Below are 16,224 nucleotides of genomic sequence, written 5' to 3'. Positions count from 1 at the left end.
CCACCGGCCGCCCGCCCGGAGCACCCCATGGCCCCGGCCCACCGGGGCCGCCTCGGGCCCCGGCCGCGGCTCCTCGCCGATGGACGCCGTAGCCGGGGCGCCGCCGCGACGGAGTGCCGCCGGAGGCCGGCGGTGTCAGACCGTGGCCGTCGGGTGTGTGGTCACCGCGCAGGCGAAGACGGGCGCGTCCCGCTGCTCGACGGTCACGCGGACGCGGCCGTCGGCGAGGGACTCGGCCGCGACCCAGGCCGGGGCGTCCAGCTCCGCGTACCGGTGGAACGCCGCGTCCAGCCCCGTGACGAGGACCGGCGCCGGGCCCAGATGGTGCTGGGCCGCCTGGCGGGCCGCCTCCAGGAGCAGCATGCCGGGAACGTGGTCGTTCGGGTGGTCGAAGATGATCGGGTGCAAGGTGTGCACCCGCAGCTGCCAGCGGCCGTCGCCCGCGCGGGGCGAGAGCACCACGTCGTGCGGGCGGTCCCGCCCCACGAGTTCGGGCTGGAGCGGCAGCGGCATTTCGACGGCCGCGGCCATCGCCCGCCCGGCGTCGGCGTAGACCCCGCGCAGCCGTGGGTACAGCGTCCTGCTGTGCGAACTGAACGAGGTCGACGCCGTCCCCAGGTACTGCCCGTCGCGGGTGGCGGTCACCTCCATCCGCATGCCGCGCAGCACGCCGGCCCGCCGTTCGACGTCCGAGCAGTGGACGCGCAGCTCCACGTCCGCCGGGGCGAGCCCGGCGCGCAGCGCCGCCGGGTCCAGGGCGACGCGGAGGTCGCGCCATATCTGCTTGTGGTCCATGGGCGCGCCGTAGACCGCGTGGGACAGCAGCGGCACCGCCTGCCGCAGTGTCTCGCTGAACAGCAGCGGGTCGTGGAAGCCGTTCGAGGGCCCGTAGAAGGTGTGGGCGCGCGGCCACTGTGCCGTGACCGTGCAGGTGTCCACGTCCGTCTGCCGCCAGCCGGTGAGGAACACCTCGGTGACCGCCGCGCGGTGGACGTACTCCTTGGGAACGGTCGTCGTGAAGGTGCGCGGTCCGGCGGGTGCGGTGGTGGGCAGAGCCGCCCGGAACTCCGTGATCATGCTGTCGATGGACGCAAACGTGGTCATGTGCCTCTCCCCCAGGGCAGTCGTGAACGAAGTGCTGCCATAACACAGGCCAAGCCGAGAACGGGCTTGGGTGGAGCGCGGATGAAGCTGAGCGGTGTGCGACGGGCGTCACTGTACGGACTGACCGGTTTTTTTTCCAGCGTCCCCGTCCCTCCCGGTCAAGGACCGCCGGGCGCGACCGGGCGGGCGCGGCGGCGGCCGGGCAGGGCGGAGCCGTGGCCCGCGAACGGGGACGAGCGCCCTCCGCGCATCTGCCGCCCTGGCGCCAACATCGCAGGTCTCCTCGGGGAGTTGAGCCTGACACCGGACGTCCGCGCACGGTCGCCCGGCCCGCTCCGCGCGTCCGCGCCGACGCGTGGAGGCAGGTCCCGCCAGCCTACTCGGGGGCCGGTCACGGCTGACCGTCCGGTGTGACGCGCGGGACACCGTCCGTGGACATCGTGTTCCGAAAAACGAGACGCCCGAACATGATCCATGGACTATCGGCCACGCCCGTGTGAGGATCTGAACCGGTCGTCAGGTTTAGCCGGTCCGCTGTCTGCTCGAAGCGCCGGCGGGTCACGGGGGAGGGGAGACGGATCCATGACCGAGCAACTCGGCAGGCTCCGCATGGCCGCGCTCAACATCGACGGAGTGCTGCTGAACGACACGTTCAGCCCCGTGATCCACCACTTCGTCACCAGCCGGGGCGGCACCTACTCCGCCGACCTGGAGCGCCGGATCTTCTCCCAGCCGCGGGAGGTCGCGGGCAGGATCCTCGCGGACGCGTGCGCCATGCCGACCTCCCCAAAGGAGACGATCGCCGTCTACTTCGAGGAGCGGGAGCGCTACCTCGCGGACCACCCGGTCCGCGTCCTCGACGGAGCGGTGGACCTGCTGCGCAGGCTCCGCGCCCTGGGCCTCGGGACCGTCTGCTACGGCGGGCTCGACGCCGCCCACTTCGCGCGCCACCTGGGGCACCTGGCCGACCTGTTCGACGCACCCCGGTACGTGTGCACCGACGGCATCCGCCCCGGCCTGTACGAGATCGCCGTCGACATCGCCGGCCTCGCCTGCGACGAGGTGGTGTTCATCGACGACGTGGCCCGGGTCGCCGAGGCGGCCCGCGAGCTGGGCGCCCCGTTCATCGGGCACCCCAGCGACTTCGCGCACGGCTACCAGCGGCAGCTGATGACGGAGGCCGGGGCGCGTCACGTCGTCGGCTCCCTGGCCGAGATCGACGACCGGCTGCTGCGTACGGTCGATGCCGAGGCGCGCGCCGGCACGCTCTGGGACGGCGTGCCCGGAAAGGCGGTCGCGTGATCCAGGAAGGCGAACTGCTGGCGGGCAAGGTCCTGCTGGTCACGGGGGCGAGCAGCGGCATCGGCGCGGCGGCGGCCCGGGTGGGCGCCCGCAACGGCGCCAGGCTGGTGCTGATGGCCCGCCGGCTGCCCCGGCTGGAGGAACTGGCGGCCGAGTTGCGGGACAAGGGCGCCGAAGTCGCCTGCGCCGGCGGCGACGTCACCAGCGCGCAGGACGTGGAGGTGGCGGTGCGGCTCGCCGTCGACCGGTACGGCGGGCTCGACGCCGCGTTCAACAACGCCGGTACGACGACCGAGCCGGCCCCGCTGCACGAGACCGACGACGCCGACTACGACACGGTGCTCGACGTGAACCTCCGGGGCGTCTGGCTCTGCATGAAGCATCAGATCAAGGCCATGCTCGCCGGCGGAGCGGGCGGCGCGATCGTCAACAACAGCAGCATCGCGGGGGTCCGCGCCACCTCGCAGGGCGCGCCCTATGTGGCCGCCAAACACGCCGTGCTCGGTCTGACCAAGTCGGCCGCGGCACAGTACGCGGGGCACGGCATCCGGGTGAACGCGCTCGCCACCGGTCTGACCAGGACGGAGATGTCCGAGGGCGTCTTCGCCCGGGACCCGGCGGCCGAGGAGCGCATGCGCCGCCGCAATCCGCAGGGCAGGGTGGCCGATCCGGAGGAGGTGGCCCGGGTCGCGGTGTGGCTCTGCAGCGACCAGGCCGGTTTCGTCACCGGTGCCACCATGGCGGTGGACGGCGGTGCCGGGGCCTGGTGAGTCGCGGCGTTCCCGCCGCCTACGGCCTCCAAGGGCACATTGATAAAGTACCAGTCATCTGGTTTCTTTTGTCACCCGGTCCGCGGTCCGCGGCCCGGGATCAGGCATACGCGTCAGCTCGGAGGGGTGGCGGGGCGCGGACGAGAGGACGAACACATGGCACAGCAGTTGCGCGCGATCCGAACCCGTTGCGCGATCCTCAACGCGGCGGCGGAGGTCTTCGCGCAGCACGGTTACCACGGTGCCAGCATCGCGCAGATTCTCGAGAAGGCCCAGGTCACGCGAGGGGCCCTGTACTTCCACTTCGCTTCCAAGGAGCAGTTGGTCCAAGGCATCTTCGCCGAGCAGGTGACGGAACACGGGTATCCGCCGCCGCGCACCTACAAGCTCCAGGAACTGGTCGACGAGGCCATGACGCTGGCGTGCCGGCTGCCGCAGGAGATCATGCTCCAGGCCGGCGCCAAGCTGGCCATGGAGCGGCACCTCCAGGAGCTGGCGGACGGCGGCCCCTGGGAGGCGTGGGCGATGCGGTTCGCCTCCGTGGTGGCCGTCGCCAAGGAGCGCGGCGAGATCTACCCGCACGTGGTGCCCGAGGAACTCGGCCGCTTCCTGGTCAGCTCCTGGATCGGCGCCCAGGTCGTCTCGGAGGTGAGGTCCCAGTGGGCGGACCTGGAGCAGCGGATCTCGTCCATCTTCGCCTACATGCTGCCCAGCGTCACGATGCCCGCCGTCTTCCCGCAGCTGGACTTCGCACCGGACCGCGGGACCCGGGTGCTGGCCGAGATGCGGGCGGAGAGCCGGGCGGCCCTGGTGGCGGAGCCGGCGGGCTGACCCGGTGACCGCACCGCCGCGACCGCACGGCCGCGCGGGCCGGACCGCGACCGCGCGGCCGCCCGCCCAGGGCCGACGCCGGCGACGCCGGTTACGGGTTCCCGCGGGCCGGAGCGGGCCGGGCGGGCGGCGGCGCGCGTACGCCGCGGCGGACGCGCCGGGCACGGGCGGCTCGCACGTCCGAGGCGGGTCGGCGCCCGGGCCGGCTCCGGGCCGGCCGCCGTCGGCGCGGGTGTCCGCCCGATGACGACCGGCCGTCCTTTCACTCTCCGGGGCGAGGGGAGCGTGGCCCCCGGTTCAGGGACACGCGGGCGTGAGCGTGCCCGAGAAGGCGGGCGAGACGAGCGCGGGGAGCAGCAGTTCCCAGGCGTCGGTCAGCCATTTACCCTGGCCACGGTCCGCGGGCACCGCCTCCTGGTGGAGCGCGAGGGCCAGCGCGAGGTCCACGACGGACTCCGCCCCGGCGTCGGACCGCAGGCTCTGCTCCTCCTGCGCGCGCAGCACCGCCCGCCGGAACACCGCGCGCCAGACGAGCCGGCAGTCCAGGCCCGGCCCCCGGGAGGGACCGCGTTCCCGGGCCAGCCGGAGACCGGCCCGGGTCGGCGGGTCGCTCGCCAGCCGGTCCGCCAGCCCGCGCACCATGTCGCCGAGCGCCCGCAGGGCCGGCACCCCGGGATCGTCCAGGGCCGTCAGTTCGGTGCGGGAACGCTCGCAGGACAGGTACTGCACGGCGTCCGCGAGCGCCGACTTACTGCTGAAGTGGAACGAGAGCGCCCCCTTGCTCACCGCGGCGCGGTCACTGATCATCGCCAGCGTGGTGCCCTCGTAGCCGTCGCGGTCGAAAATCTGGGCGGCGGCCAGAAGGAGGGCGTTCCGGGTCTCTTCGGCCCTCACTTGCCTCATGCGGCGGACTCTTTTCGCAGCATATCCACCATGACTCCGTTCGGTGATCTCCTAGTGACGGTCAGTTGTAAGAGGATGTCTATCCTGTTTGGCAACCATCCTGGCATGCCCATGTTGTTGAGCGGCAGCGTACCGACCGTGGCCTGACCTGTCCTTTCCCGAGAAAAGGCCAGGTCAAGTAGGTGGGCGTGATGCGCGCGGCGCCCTGGAGTCTTGATTGTCCAACGATGCCTCCCGGGTTGTAAACCGAACCCCCGGTTTGTATTGTGGCCAAGGTTTGCGCCTTCTGGCGCGCTCATTTGGCTGAGTCCATCTGATGCGGGGGGTTGTCATGCGGTTCCGGATGCTGGGTCCCTTGGAGGTCGTCTCGGACGGCCGGGTCGTCGACCTGGGGGGCAGCAAACAGCGCGCGACCCTCGGGTTCCTGCTGTTGCAACCGGGCCGGGTCGTCCCGATCAGCAGGCTGTTGACGGCGCTGTGGAGCGTGGGGGAGACCCCGGTCACGGCCCGCAAGATCCTGCAGAACGCCGTCTGGGGGCTGCGCCGCAGGCTGTCGCAGGACGGTGCCGGTGTCGTCCTGCGCACCCAGTCCCCCGGCTACACGCTGGAGGTCGACCCCGAACACGTCGACCTGCACCGGTTCCGCCGGATGGTGGAGGAGGGACGGGCCCTGCACACGGCGGGCCGGCGCGACGAGGCGGCCCGCCGGCTGCGCGAGGCACTGCGCCTGTGGCGCGGCACCGTTCTGTCCGACCTGGTTGAACTCGGCATCAGCTGGCCGGAGTTGACCGCGCTCCAGAACGTGCGGCTGGACGTGCTGGAGGACTACTTCGAGGCCGAACTCGAGTGCGGCCGGCACTACGCGGTGCTCTCCGAAATCGAGACGGTCGTCGAGAGCGAGCCGCTGCGCGAGCGCTCCTGCGCCCAGCTGATGCGCGCGATGTACCGCTGCGGCCGGCAGGCCGACGCGCTCGGCGTCTACAGTCGGCTGCGCGTGGCCCTCGTGGAGGAACTGGGCCTGGAGCCCGGCCGCGAGCTGCAATTGCTCCAGCAGGCCATCCTCACGCACGACCCGGCGCTCGAATTCGTCCCGCCCGCCCCGGCAGACGTCCTGCTCGCGCCGGGCGCCGGCACCGGTCGGACCGGCCCGGCCGCCGGTGCCGGCCGGGTGCCCCCGGAGACCGTGCCCGGACAGGAGCCGGAGACCAGACCGCCGACGCGGGCGACGACGGCCCCGCCGCACGCCTTCGCGGCCACCGGCGACCATCGTGACGGGTCCCCCGCCGAAGACGGCACTGACCCCTGGCCCGTCCCGTTCCCCGGCACCGCCCCCGCCTCCCCTCCCGCCCCGGCCCCCGGCCGGCAGGAGGTCAGCGCCCTGCTGCTGCGGGTCGGCGTCGGCCTCCGGGCGGGCCGGCCGGACGACACGGACACCGTGTTCGACCGGGTGTACGGCGGCATCCGGGAGGAGATCGAGAGCCGGGGCGGAACCGTCGTCGCCACACTGGGCACCGACACCCTCGGCGTGTTCCCCGCGCGGCCGGACGCCGACGACCACGCGCGGCGCGCGGTGTGCGCGGCCACCGCCGTACGGTCCGCCTGGGCCCGGGCGGACGGCCGGGCGGATGTGGTGATCAAGGCCGCCGTGGTGACCGGCGAGGCCCTGATGCGGGAGCACCCCCAGGACGGCGCCGCCCTGTCGGCCGGCTGCGCGCTGCTCCAGGCGGGCCAGGCGATGCTGCCGCTCGTACCGGACGGCGAGATCCACGTCTGCCCGGTGACCCGGCGGGCCACGGAACCCGCCTGCTCCTACGCACCGGCCTCCGGCGAACCGGCCCGCTGGCGGCTGCGGCACACCGCCCCGGGCACCGACCCGGCCGGCCGCGCCCGCCCCGGCGCGGACGCCGAGTACGAGGGCGAACTGGCGCTGCTGCGCAGCCTGCTGGAACACACCATCCGCTGGCAGCGCCGGCACCAGGTGTTCTTGCTGGGCCGGTCGGACACGACCCGGACACGCCTGCTCGCGGAGTTCGGCCGGATCGCCGGACGGGAGCCGTTCGACGCCCTGGTGGTGTCCTGGCCCGGGCCGTCCGCCGGGGACGACGGCCGGTTCGCCCTGCACCGGGCGATCCTCTCCGCGTACTGCGGGATACCGGCGCACGACACACCCGCCGCCGCGTGCGGCCGGCTGCGCACGACCCTGCGCCGGCTGACCGCGGACCAGGGTCGCGTCGACCGGCTCGCCGCCCGGCTCGGCCCCTTCCTCGACCCGGCCGCCCGGCCGGTGAGCGGATTCGGCGCCGAGGAATGGCTGGCCGGCTGGCGCGAGTTCGTCGGGATGGCGAGCGGGCGGCGACCGCTCGTGCTGCTCACCGACGGGCCCCGGCAGGCCGACGACGCGACCTGCGACCTCCTGGAGTCGCCGGCCGGCCAGGCGCTCCGGCTGCCCGTCCTGGTCGTCACCGGTGCCGAGTCGGTTTCGCTGAGCCGGCGTGCGCGGCCGGCCACCGACCGGCACTGCACCACCGTGATCCGCATGGACGTCCGCTCGGGGCCGGCCGTCGACCGGCTCCTCGACGGCAGCGGCCTGCTGCGCCTGCCGCTCCTGCCCGGCCCCGCCGCCCCCGCCGAGCAGTTCTACGCCGCCGCGACGGGCGCGACGGCGGCGGCCACCGGCCCGCGGACGCCCTTGGTACGCGGCCTCAACGTCGCCTGATCCGGCCCGGCGCCCCCACCGCCGTAACGGCCGCATCGCCCGGGCATCCGCGCCCCACCGGCCCGCCGCGCACGGTGCCGCCCCACCGGCCCGCCGCGCCGCCCGTACCGCACCAGCCCCACCGCCGTACCGCACGGCCTCCGGCCCGCCCCCGAGCAAAGGACTGTGAAGCCCCATGGACACCGCCCCGCCGCACACCGGACGGCAGCAGCCGCCGATCACCGGTGCCACCCGGCTCTACGCCGTGCTCGGCGACCCCGTCGCCCAGGTCCAGGCGCCCGCGATGGTCAATCCGCTCCTCGCCGCGCTGGGACGGGACGCGGTGGTGGTGCCCGTGCACGCGCCGGCCGACCGGTTCGACACCGTGGTACGCGGCCTGCAGGCCGTCGGCAATCTGGACGGGCTGCTGGTCACCGTGCCGCACAAGGCCGCCGTCCGCCGGTTCGCCGACCGGGTCAGCGCCGCCGTCGAACTGTCCGGCAGCGCCAACGCGTTGCGCCGGGAGGCGGACGGCGGCTGGCACGCGGACAACTTCGACGGCGCCGGGTTCACCGCCGGACTCCGGGCGGCGGGGCACTCGGCCGCCGGTGCGCGGATCACCCTGGTGGGCACCGGCGGCGCGGGCTGTGCCATCGCACCGGCGCTGCTGACGGCGGGCGCCGCACACGTGGTGCTGTGCGATCTGGACCCGCACCGCACGGCCGCCCTCGCCGCGCGGCTGGAGGCCCGCTGGCCGGGGCGGACCACCCGGGCCACCCGTCCGGTCACCGACGGCGCGGACATCGTCGTGAACGCCACACCGCTCGGGCTGCGCGCGGACGACCCCCTGCCGTTCGACCCCGCCGCGCTCGCCCCGGCCACCCTCGTCGCCGACATCGTCATGAAGCCCCGCGAGACCCCGCTGCTGCGGGCCGCCGCCGCCCTCGGGCTGCCCGTGCACTACGGCGCACCCATGCTGGAGAGCCAGCTCGACCTGTACCGCTCGTACTTCGGGTTCGACGGCTGACGCGGGCGGCGGGGGAGGGGACCGGCGGCGCCGGGTGCCGCGGGGGCCGCGGCGATGACCGGCGATGGGCGGCAGATGGCCCGCCAGTGGACGGGCCGTCCCTAGCGTGACGGCATGCAACCGATCATCACCCCCCGGACATCCGTCCCTTCCCCTTCCACCGGGCGGTCACCGGCCGGTGCCGGTCCGGCCGAGGCCCGCGTGGCCGAGGCGCTGGCCCGGCCCGCCGCCCAGCAGCCGCGGTGGCCCGACCCGGTCGCCGCCCTCGGCGCCGTAAGCACCCTGGAGACCCTGCCGCCCCTCGTCGTACCGCAGGAGGTGGACCTGCTCCACGAGCGCCTCGCCGAAGTGGCCCAGGGACGTGCCTTCCTGTTGCAGGGAGGCGACTGCGCCGAGACGTTCGCGGGCAACACCGAGTCCCATGTACGCGCCAACCTGCGCACGCTCGTCCAGATGGCCGTCGTCCTCACGTACGCCGCGAGCATGCCCGTCGTCAAGGTCGGCCGGATCGCCGGGCAGTACGCCAAGCCGCGTTCCCACTCCACCGACTCCCTGGGGCTTCCGGTCTACCGGGGCGACATCGTCAACGGCTTCGACCCGGTGCCCGAGGCCCGCGTCCCCGACCCCGCCCGTCTGCTCCAGGCCTACGCCCACTCCAGCGCCGCCCTCAACCTCACCCGCGCCTACGCCGGTTCGGGCTTCACCGACCTCAGGCGGGCGCACGAATGGAACCGTGACTTCCTGCGCACCTCGCCGGTCGGGGAGCGCTACGAGGCGCTGGCCACCGAGATCGACCGCGGGCTCGACTTCATGACCGCCTGCCGGGTCGACCACGGGGCCCTGCACGCCACCGAGTTGTGGGCCAGCCACGAGGCGCTGCTCCTCGAATACGAACGCGGCCTGCTGCGGCATGTACCGACAGAGAACGGCGACACCGCGCTGTACGGGCTGTCCGGCCACTTCCTGTGGATCGGCGAGCGCACCCGGCAGCCGGACGGCGCGCACATCGCCCTCGCCGCGCTTCTCGCCAACCCCATCGGCCTCAAGATCGGCCCCTCCACCACCCCCGCGCAGGCCGCGGAGTACGTCGAGCGGCTCGACCCGCACGGCAGGCCCGGCCGGCTCACCCTCATCAGCCGGATGGGCAGCGAGCGGATCCGCGAGGTGCTGCCCGCGATCGTGGAGCGGGTCGAGGCGGGCGGCCACCGGGTGATCTGGCAGTGTGACCCGATGCACGGCAACACCCACGAGGCCCCGAACGGCTACAAGACCCGCCACTTCGACCGGATCATCGACGAGGTGCGCGGCTTCTTCGAGGTCCACCGTGCGCTCGGCACCCACCCGGGCGGTCTGCACATCGAGCTGACCGGGGACGACGTCACCGAGTGCCTGGGCGGCGCCGAGGACATCACCGACTCCCGGCTCGCCGAGCGGTACGAGACGTACTGCGACCCGCGCCTGAACCCGCGGCAGTCCATGGAACTGGCGTTCCTGGTCGCCGAGATGCTGCGTGCCTGACATCCGACGGAGGTAGTCCGCCATGGGCGCAACCACGCCCCGTACATCCCGACTGCTGCCGCTCGTGGTGCTCTGCGCCGGGCAGCTGATGATCATCCTCGACCAGAACATCGTGAACGTGGCGCTCCCCGCCATCCAGCGCGACCTCGGCTTCTCCGCGGCCGACCTGGTGTGGACCGTCAACGCCTACGTCGTGCCGTTCGGCGGCCTGCTGCTCCTGGCGGGCCGCCTCGGCGATCTGCTGGGCCGGGGGCGCATGTTCGTCGCCGGGCTGACCCTGTTCACCCTCGCCTCGCTGCTGTGCGGACTGGCCCCGGACCAGGGCACGCTGATCGCCGCCCGGTTCGTCCAGGGCATCGGCGGCGCGGTCGCCTCGGCCGGGATCCTCGGCATGATCGTCACGATGTTTCCCCAGCCGCGCGAACAGGCCCGCGCCATCGGGGCGTTCAGCTGTGCCTCGGCCGGCGGCGGCGCCATCGGCCCGCTGGTCGGCGGGGTGCTCACCGACGCGGTCAGCTGGAGCTGGATCTTCTTCATCAACCTTCCGCTCGGCGCGGCCGTCGTCGCGCTCGCGCTGCGTGCCCTGCCCCGGGAGTCCGGCACGGGCCTGCGCGGCAACGCCGACATCGGCGGCGCGGTGCTGGTCACCGCCGGTCTGATGCTCGCCGTACGGACCATCGTCGGCGCCGAGACCGCCGGCTGGGGCTCCGCGCGCACCCTGGGCGGCGCCGCCGTGGCACTCGCCCTGCTCGTCGCCTTCCTGGTCCGCCAGGCCCGGGCCAAGGCGCCGCTGCTGCCGCCGCGCGTGCTGACGGTACGTTCCGTCGCGATCTCCAACGTCGTCCAACTGCTGCTCATCGCGGCCATGTTCGGGTTCCTCTACTTCGGCACCCTCTATCTCCAGAAGGTTCTCGGCTACGACGCGCTCCGGACGGGTCTGGCGTTCCTGCCGGCCGCGCTGTCCATCGCCGGGGTCTCCCTCGGCCTGTCCGCGCGGCTGATCACCCGGCTCGGGGCCCGGCCGGTGCTGCTCGGCGGACTGGCCATGGCCGCGGCAGGGTTCCTCCTGTTCGCGCGGCTCCCGCTGGACGGCTCCTACGCGTCCGCGTTCCTGCCGTCCGCGCTGCTGCTCGGTCTCGGTTTCGGCGCCGCGATGCCCGCGCTGATGACGCTCGGCGTCGCCGACGCCGGCCCGGAGGACTCCGGTGTGGCCTCCGGCCTGTTCAACACCAGCCAGCAGATCGGCGGCGCGGTCGGCCTCGCCGTTCTCAACACGCTGGCCACCTCCCGGACGGGCACGGCGACCGCGCCGGCCGCGCTGCTCGACGGCTACCGGCTGGCCTTCGCGACCGCGGCCGGCCTGGTGCTCGCCGCCGTACCGGTCGCCTGGGCGCTGCGTCCGGGCGGCGCCCGCGCCGGCGCCGGGGACAGCGGGGCGCCGGTCGCGCACGCCGGTCTGTGAGGCGGGCGGACAGCCCGAGGGGGCGGTGCCGTGACGGCACCGCCCCCTCGCTCGCTCCGTCTCCCGGAGGGTCAGTCGACCTCGATGCTGCGGCCGTGGCGGAAGAAGTCGGTCGGGTCGTACGCCTTCTTCACCGTCACCAGGCGGGTGTAGTTGTCGCCGTAGTACTTGGACTGCCAGTCGGCCAGCTTGGAGCTGGAGAAGTTGACGTACGCGCCGCTGCACAGCGGGTCCATCACCGCCGCCGCGTTGTCCGTCCAGCCCTCCGCGACCGCCTGGTCCTCGGCCGGCGGCGCGGCGGTGGGCAGCTGGTCGACGAAGCCGGCCACGAACCGCGCGTCCCGGTGCCAGTAGGCGGTGGCGGTGCGGCTGATCCGGTTCGCGGCGCCGCCGAGCGCCATGCAGTGCAGATAGCGGGTGTGGCCCGCGGCACGCCGCGAGTCCCACGCGCCCAGCACCTTCGCGATCTGCGTGGCGGTCAGCCGGGTGTTGAACAGCCGGTAGCTCTCGCGCTGCCAGCCGACCCGCGGCAGGGCGGCGTCCGGGTTGGTGCCGACGCGCTGGCACTGCTGCACGGTGAAGGTGTCGCAGTGGTAGACGTGCTTCATCGCGTCCGCGTAGGAGCCCTCGATCACCCGCGAGTCCTGCGGCTGCGTCTTCGCCAGGGCGGCGAACTGGGCCAGCGCCGTGTCCAGTTCGGACTTCGGGCCGAGGTAGCCGCCCGTGACGAGCACCAGCGGCTTCTGGCCGGCGGCGGCGTCCGGCAGCATCAGGATGAACTGCGAGCCCAGGTTGTCCGACCCCGAGCCGATCCAGTCCTGCCAGGCACCGAACACGGCGGCCGCCGAGTCGTAGTCCCACCAGGTCTCGTAGTACACCATCGTCGGGGCGCTGATCGGCCGGACCTCGAAGTCCACCACGATGCCGAAGTTGCCGCCACCGCCGCCGCGCAGGGCCCAGAACAGGTCGGCGTTCTGCGTGGCCGAGGCTCGCACCAGCGAACCGTCGGCGAGGACCACCGAGGCCGCCGCCATCCGGTCGCTGCCCAGACCGAACTTGCGGGTCGCGTAGCCGTATCCGCCGCCGGAGAAGAACCCGCCGGGGCACACCGTCGGGCAGGTGCCGGTGGCGATCTGCATGCCCAGCGGCGCCAGGGCGGTGATCCCGTTGACGGACTGGGTGCCCGGCCCCATGCGCACGTTGGAGCCGCTGACGGTGGCGTGGTCGATCCGGGACACGTCGATGACCAGGCCCGGACCGGTGGACCAGCCCGAGTAGCTGTGCCCGCCCGACCGCATCCGCACGGGGATGCCCCGGTCGCGGGCGAAGAGCACCGACTTCTGGACGTCCGCCGCGGTCTCGCAGTACGCCACCGCCTGCGGGCCGGCCGCGTCCCACTGCATCATCTGGAGCTGCCGGGCCAGGTCGTAGCCGCTGTCGCCGGGCTGCACCACATCGCCCTGGAGCTGGGCGGCCAGGGTCGCGAAACCGCTGTCCGCCCCATAGGTCAGGGTCGGAACCGCACCGGCCGCGGCGCCCGCGAGCACCGCACCCCCGCCGACACGAATGAAATTCCTCCTGCTGAGCATTCTTCCCTCCCCGGCCCCGGAATTCCGAGACCTCTGTCGTGACTCGCAGCGAACTTATGCGGGAAGATCGGAAGGAAAAACCCCTAATGCTCCGGCCGGGCCCGAACCCCTAACCCGCCCCGCACCGGGCGGGGGAATGCGAACGGCGCCCGGGACGGGGAATTCCGGGCGCCGTTCGGTCCTCGGGCGGCTCAGCCGAAGCTGGCGCGCTCCAGCCACCGGTCGAGCAGTTCGGCGTCGCCCAGCACCTCGGTGCGGCCGCTGTCGGCGGGCTGCCGGCGGTAGAACACCTGGAGCACGTCCACGAGCGGCCCGCGCAGCGTGGTGGTGGCCGACGCGTCGACCCCGCGTCGCCAGGAGAACCCGTCGGGGCCCAGCTCGATCAGCCAGTCGGCGCCGATCTCCGGCGCGGTGTCGGTGCCGCGCAGGGCGATCACGCCCGGCTCGCGCAGCTCCGCCAGGCGCGGGGCCGCGTTCGCACCCCAGGGGCTGGCCAGCACGTACAGCCACTCGTCGATGGCGTCGGCCGCCACCTCGGGCGCCACCGCGTAGTCGACGCCCAGCGCGATGGCCGCGTCGGCGTGGTGCACCACGGCCTCGTGCGCGATCCGGCGGGCCCAGAAGGAGGCCGTCTCGACCGGCATCCCGGTCCACACCCGCACATCGGGGCCGGCCGCTTCCAGGTCCTCGGTGATCCGGGCGGCGCTGTCGCGCAGCCACGCCGCGACCGTCCCGGCGTCGCGGGCGGCCGGGGTCATGTCCGGGACGGTGTCGTGCGGCACGAAGGAGGTGGCCTGGGTACGGACCGTGGCGGCGGCCCAGCGGTGGGTCTGCCCGACGTGCACGGCCAGGCCCGCGAGGTCCCAGGCGGGGCAGGTCGGCACCCGCACCGAGAGGTCCGCCTTCTCGACCAGGTCCGCGATCCGGTCCGTCTCCGCGGTGATTTCCGCGCAGTAACGGGAGTAATCCAATGGGTAATTGACCATGCCGGAATGCTAGCCCCCGCATGCGTGGCACACGCCCCGCCGCGGGTGTTCCGCTCGGGAAACAGGGGGGTTTTAGGGGGGTGGGAAGGAGCTGGGGCGGCCGGATTCCGTCGATAAAGTCCAGCCGCACACACGCAGTCTTGCCGTCCAGGAAGGTCGTCATGTCTCAGACCGAGATCGGCACCGCGGAACCCCTCTCCCCGGCGAAGGCGGCTTCACGCCTGCCGTCGCTGACGGGGATGCGGTGGATCGCGGTGTCGATGGTGTTCGTCTACCACGCCACATGGGGCGTCTATCCGCCCACGGCGTTTCCCGAACCCCTCACCTTCGTCACCGCCAACGGGGGCTGGGTCGGGGTGTCGTTCTTCTTCGTCCTCAGCGGATTCGTCCTCGCCTGGTCGGCCCGCGCCACCGACACGGCACCGAGGTTCTGGCGCCGCCGGTTCTTCAAGGTCTACCCGAACCACCTCGTCACGGCCGTCCTCGCCCTGCTGCTCATGGCCTGGGCGGGCACGGAGGTCAAGCACGTCCTGCCCAACCTGCTGCTCGTGCAGTCCTGGTCCTGGGACACCGACGTCTCCCTCAGTGTCAACGGGCCCAGCTGGTCGCTGTCGTGCGAGGCGTTCTTCTACGCGATGTTCCCGCTGTGGCACCGGCTGATCCGCCGGATCCGCCCCGAGCGCCTGTGGTACTGGGCCGGCGCGGTCGTCGCCGCCGTCCTCCTCGCCCCGTTCGTGACCCTGCTGCTGCCCGACCACCCGCAGCTGGGCTGGGAGCCCACCCCGGTCTACGACTTCTGGTTCGTCTACGTCTTCCCGGTCACCCGCACGCTGGAGTTCCTGCTCGGCATCCTGCTCGCCCGGATCGTGCTCACCGGCAAGTGGATCGGCGTCCGCCCGGCCGTCGCCGTCGCCGCCTTCGCGGCCGGCTACGCCCTCTCGCTGTACGTCCCCGACCTGTGGGGGTACAGCGCCGCCACCATCATCCCGCTCGCCCTGCTCATCCCCGCGTTCGCCCTGCGGGACGTGCGCGGGAAGCCGTCCCTCGTCGCCGGCCGCACGATGGTCTGGCTCGGCGACATCTCCTTCGCGTTCTACCTGCTGCACCGGATGCTCCACGCCCACCTGGTGTACCTGGTGGGTCCCGGCCACGTGTGGCACTTCTGGGACGCCACCGGCCTCGCCGTCGCCGCGTTCGCCCTGTCCACGCTGCTCGCGTGGGCCCTGTACCGGCTGGTGGAGTCGCCGGTGCAGCGCCGTTTCGGAAAGTCCCGCAAGCCCGGCCGCGCGCCGGTGGAGGTGGCCGCCTGATGTCCGTCGTACTCGTCACCGGTTGCAGCAGCGGCTTCGGCCTGGAGATCGCGCTCGCCTTCGCCCGCGAGGGCGACACCGTCTACGCGACGATGCGCGACCCCGGCAAGGCGGGCCGGCTGCGCGAACGGGCCGCCGCCGAGGGCCTGTCCGTCGAGGTCGTCGCCCTCGACGTCACCGACGAGACCTCGGTGCGCGAGGCCGTCGCCCACGTCGAGCGGCGGCACGGCGCCCTCGACGTGCTCGTCAACAACGCCGGCATCACCTACGCCGGCGCGGTCGAACTCACCCCCGAGGACCACGCCCGCCGGGTGTTCGACACCAACTTCTGGGGCGCCCTGCGCACCGTCCGCGCCGCACTGCCCGCGATGCGGGCGGCCGGCCGCGGCACCATCGTCAACATCAGCTCGCTGGCGGGCCGCATGTGGTCCGTGCCCTACGGCGGGTTCTACGCGGCCAGCAAGTTCGCGCTCGGTTCCGTCAGCGAGGCGCTCGCCGCCGAGGTCGCCCCGTTCGGCATCCGCGTGGTCTGCCTGGAACCGGGCAACTTCGCCACCGACGTCCGGGCCAACGCCTACGTCCGCGAGACCGGCCCCGACGACCCCTACGCCGCCGACGAGGCCTGGATGCAGGAGTTCCTGGCCCGGGGGGGGGGGGGGGGGGGGGGGGGGGCGGCCGGCCCCCCCCCCCCCCCGGTTGTTCCACCCCCCCCCCGCGACCACACCGC

General features: G+C 73.4%; 13 protein-coding genes. 9 read left to right on the top strand and 4 right to left on the bottom strand.

Annotation, left to right across the window (positions count from 1 at the left end):
• Positions 1 to 135 precede the first annotated feature (135 nt).
• Entirely contained in the window at positions 136 to 1,104 is a 969-nt protein-coding gene (locus ACZ4W9_RS25685) for a ScbA/BarX family gamma-butyrolactone biosynthesis protein (RefSeq protein WP_467939702.1), read from the bottom strand.
• Positions 1,105 to 1,686: 582 nt separating this feature from the next.
• Between ACZ4W9_RS25685 and ACZ4W9_RS25680 the strand changes: the two genes are divergently transcribed.
• The 3 genes from ACZ4W9_RS25680 (at position 1,687) to ACZ4W9_RS25670 (ending at position 4,007) form a co-directional block, all read left to right on the top strand.
• The gene (locus tag ACZ4W9_RS25680; RefSeq protein ID WP_467939700.1) at positions 1,687 to 2,406 is read left to right on the top strand and encodes an HAD family hydrolase; all 720 of its coding nucleotides are present in this window, start codon (positions 1,687 to 1,689) and stop codon (positions 2,404 to 2,406) included.
• Positions 2,406 to 3,176: an SDR family NAD(P)-dependent oxidoreductase gene (locus ACZ4W9_RS25675; RefSeq protein WP_467939867.1), complete on the top strand. Its 771-nt coding sequence runs from the start codon at positions 2,406 to 2,408 to the stop codon at positions 3,174 to 3,176. Before ACZ4W9_RS25680 ends, ACZ4W9_RS25675 begins: the two co-directional genes overlap by 1 nt.
• A gap of 156 nt (positions 3,177 to 3,332) precedes the next feature.
• Positions 3,333 to 4,007 (top strand): ScbR family autoregulator-binding transcription factor, encoded by a 675-nt coding sequence (locus ACZ4W9_RS25670; RefSeq protein WP_467939698.1) that lies wholly within the window; start codon positions 3,333 to 3,335, stop codon positions 4,005 to 4,007.
• 297 nt (positions 4,008 to 4,304) lie between these two features.
• Here ACZ4W9_RS25670 and ACZ4W9_RS25665 read toward each other — a convergent pair whose 3' ends face one another.
• Positions 4,305 to 4,910, bottom strand: a complete 606-nt coding sequence (locus ACZ4W9_RS25665) for a TetR family transcriptional regulator (protein WP_467939696.1) — start codon at positions 4,908 to 4,910, stop codon at positions 4,305 to 4,307.
• A gap of 355 nt (positions 4,911 to 5,265) precedes the next feature.
• Between ACZ4W9_RS25665 and ACZ4W9_RS25660 the strand changes: the two genes are divergently transcribed.
• From ACZ4W9_RS25660 to ACZ4W9_RS25645, 4 genes are all read left to right on the top strand, one after another.
• Positions 5,266 to 7,626: a BTAD domain-containing putative transcriptional regulator gene (locus ACZ4W9_RS25660; RefSeq protein WP_467939694.1), complete on the top strand. Its 2,361-nt coding sequence runs from the start codon at positions 5,266 to 5,268 to the stop codon at positions 7,624 to 7,626.
• 175 nt (positions 7,627 to 7,801) lie between these two features.
• Positions 7,802 to 8,632, top strand: coding sequence for a shikimate dehydrogenase family protein (locus tag ACZ4W9_RS25655; protein WP_467939692.1), 831 nt, complete (start codon positions 7,802 to 7,804; stop codon positions 8,630 to 8,632).
• Between the two features lie 114 nt (positions 8,633 to 8,746).
• On the top strand, positions 8,747 to 10,150 hold the full coding sequence (locus ACZ4W9_RS25650; protein ID WP_467939690.1) for a class II 3-deoxy-7-phosphoheptulonate synthase: 1,404 nt from the start codon (positions 8,747 to 8,749) through the stop codon (positions 10,148 to 10,150).
• Positions 10,151 to 10,172: 22 nt separating this feature from the next.
• The gene (locus tag ACZ4W9_RS25645; protein ID WP_467939688.1) at positions 10,173 to 11,612 is read left to right on the top strand and encodes an MFS transporter; all 1,440 of its coding nucleotides are present in this window, start codon (positions 10,173 to 10,175) and stop codon (positions 11,610 to 11,612) included.
• Between the two features lie 71 nt (positions 11,613 to 11,683).
• Here the strand turns inward: ACZ4W9_RS25645 and ACZ4W9_RS25640 are convergent, their stop codons facing one another.
• On the bottom strand, positions 11,684 to 13,201 hold the full coding sequence (locus ACZ4W9_RS25640) for an FAD-binding oxidoreductase (RefSeq protein ID WP_467939686.1): 1,518 nt from the start codon (positions 13,199 to 13,201) through the stop codon (positions 11,684 to 11,686).
• Between the two features lie 191 nt (positions 13,202 to 13,392).
• Positions 13,393 to 14,187, bottom strand: coding sequence for a maleylpyruvate isomerase family mycothiol-dependent enzyme (locus tag ACZ4W9_RS25635; RefSeq protein WP_467939684.1), 795 nt, complete (start codon positions 14,185 to 14,187; stop codon positions 13,393 to 13,395).
• A gap of 161 nt (positions 14,188 to 14,348) precedes the next feature.
• Between ACZ4W9_RS25635 and ACZ4W9_RS25630 the strand changes: the two genes are divergently transcribed.
• Entirely contained in the window at positions 14,349 to 15,497 is a 1,149-nt protein-coding gene (locus ACZ4W9_RS25630; protein WP_467939682.1) for an acyltransferase family protein, read from the top strand.
• Positions 15,497 to 16,224: SDR family oxidoreductase (locus ACZ4W9_RS25625; RefSeq protein ID WP_467939680.1), on the top strand; the 728-nt coding region annotated here is incomplete at its 3' end. The genes ACZ4W9_RS25630 and ACZ4W9_RS25625, both read left to right, overlap by 1 nt.

It is taken from the genome of Streptomyces sp. NPDC029296 (assembly GCF_055569255.1).
Note: the sequence above shows the minus strand (reverse complement) of the source record. Positions and strands in the feature narration are given on the sequence as shown.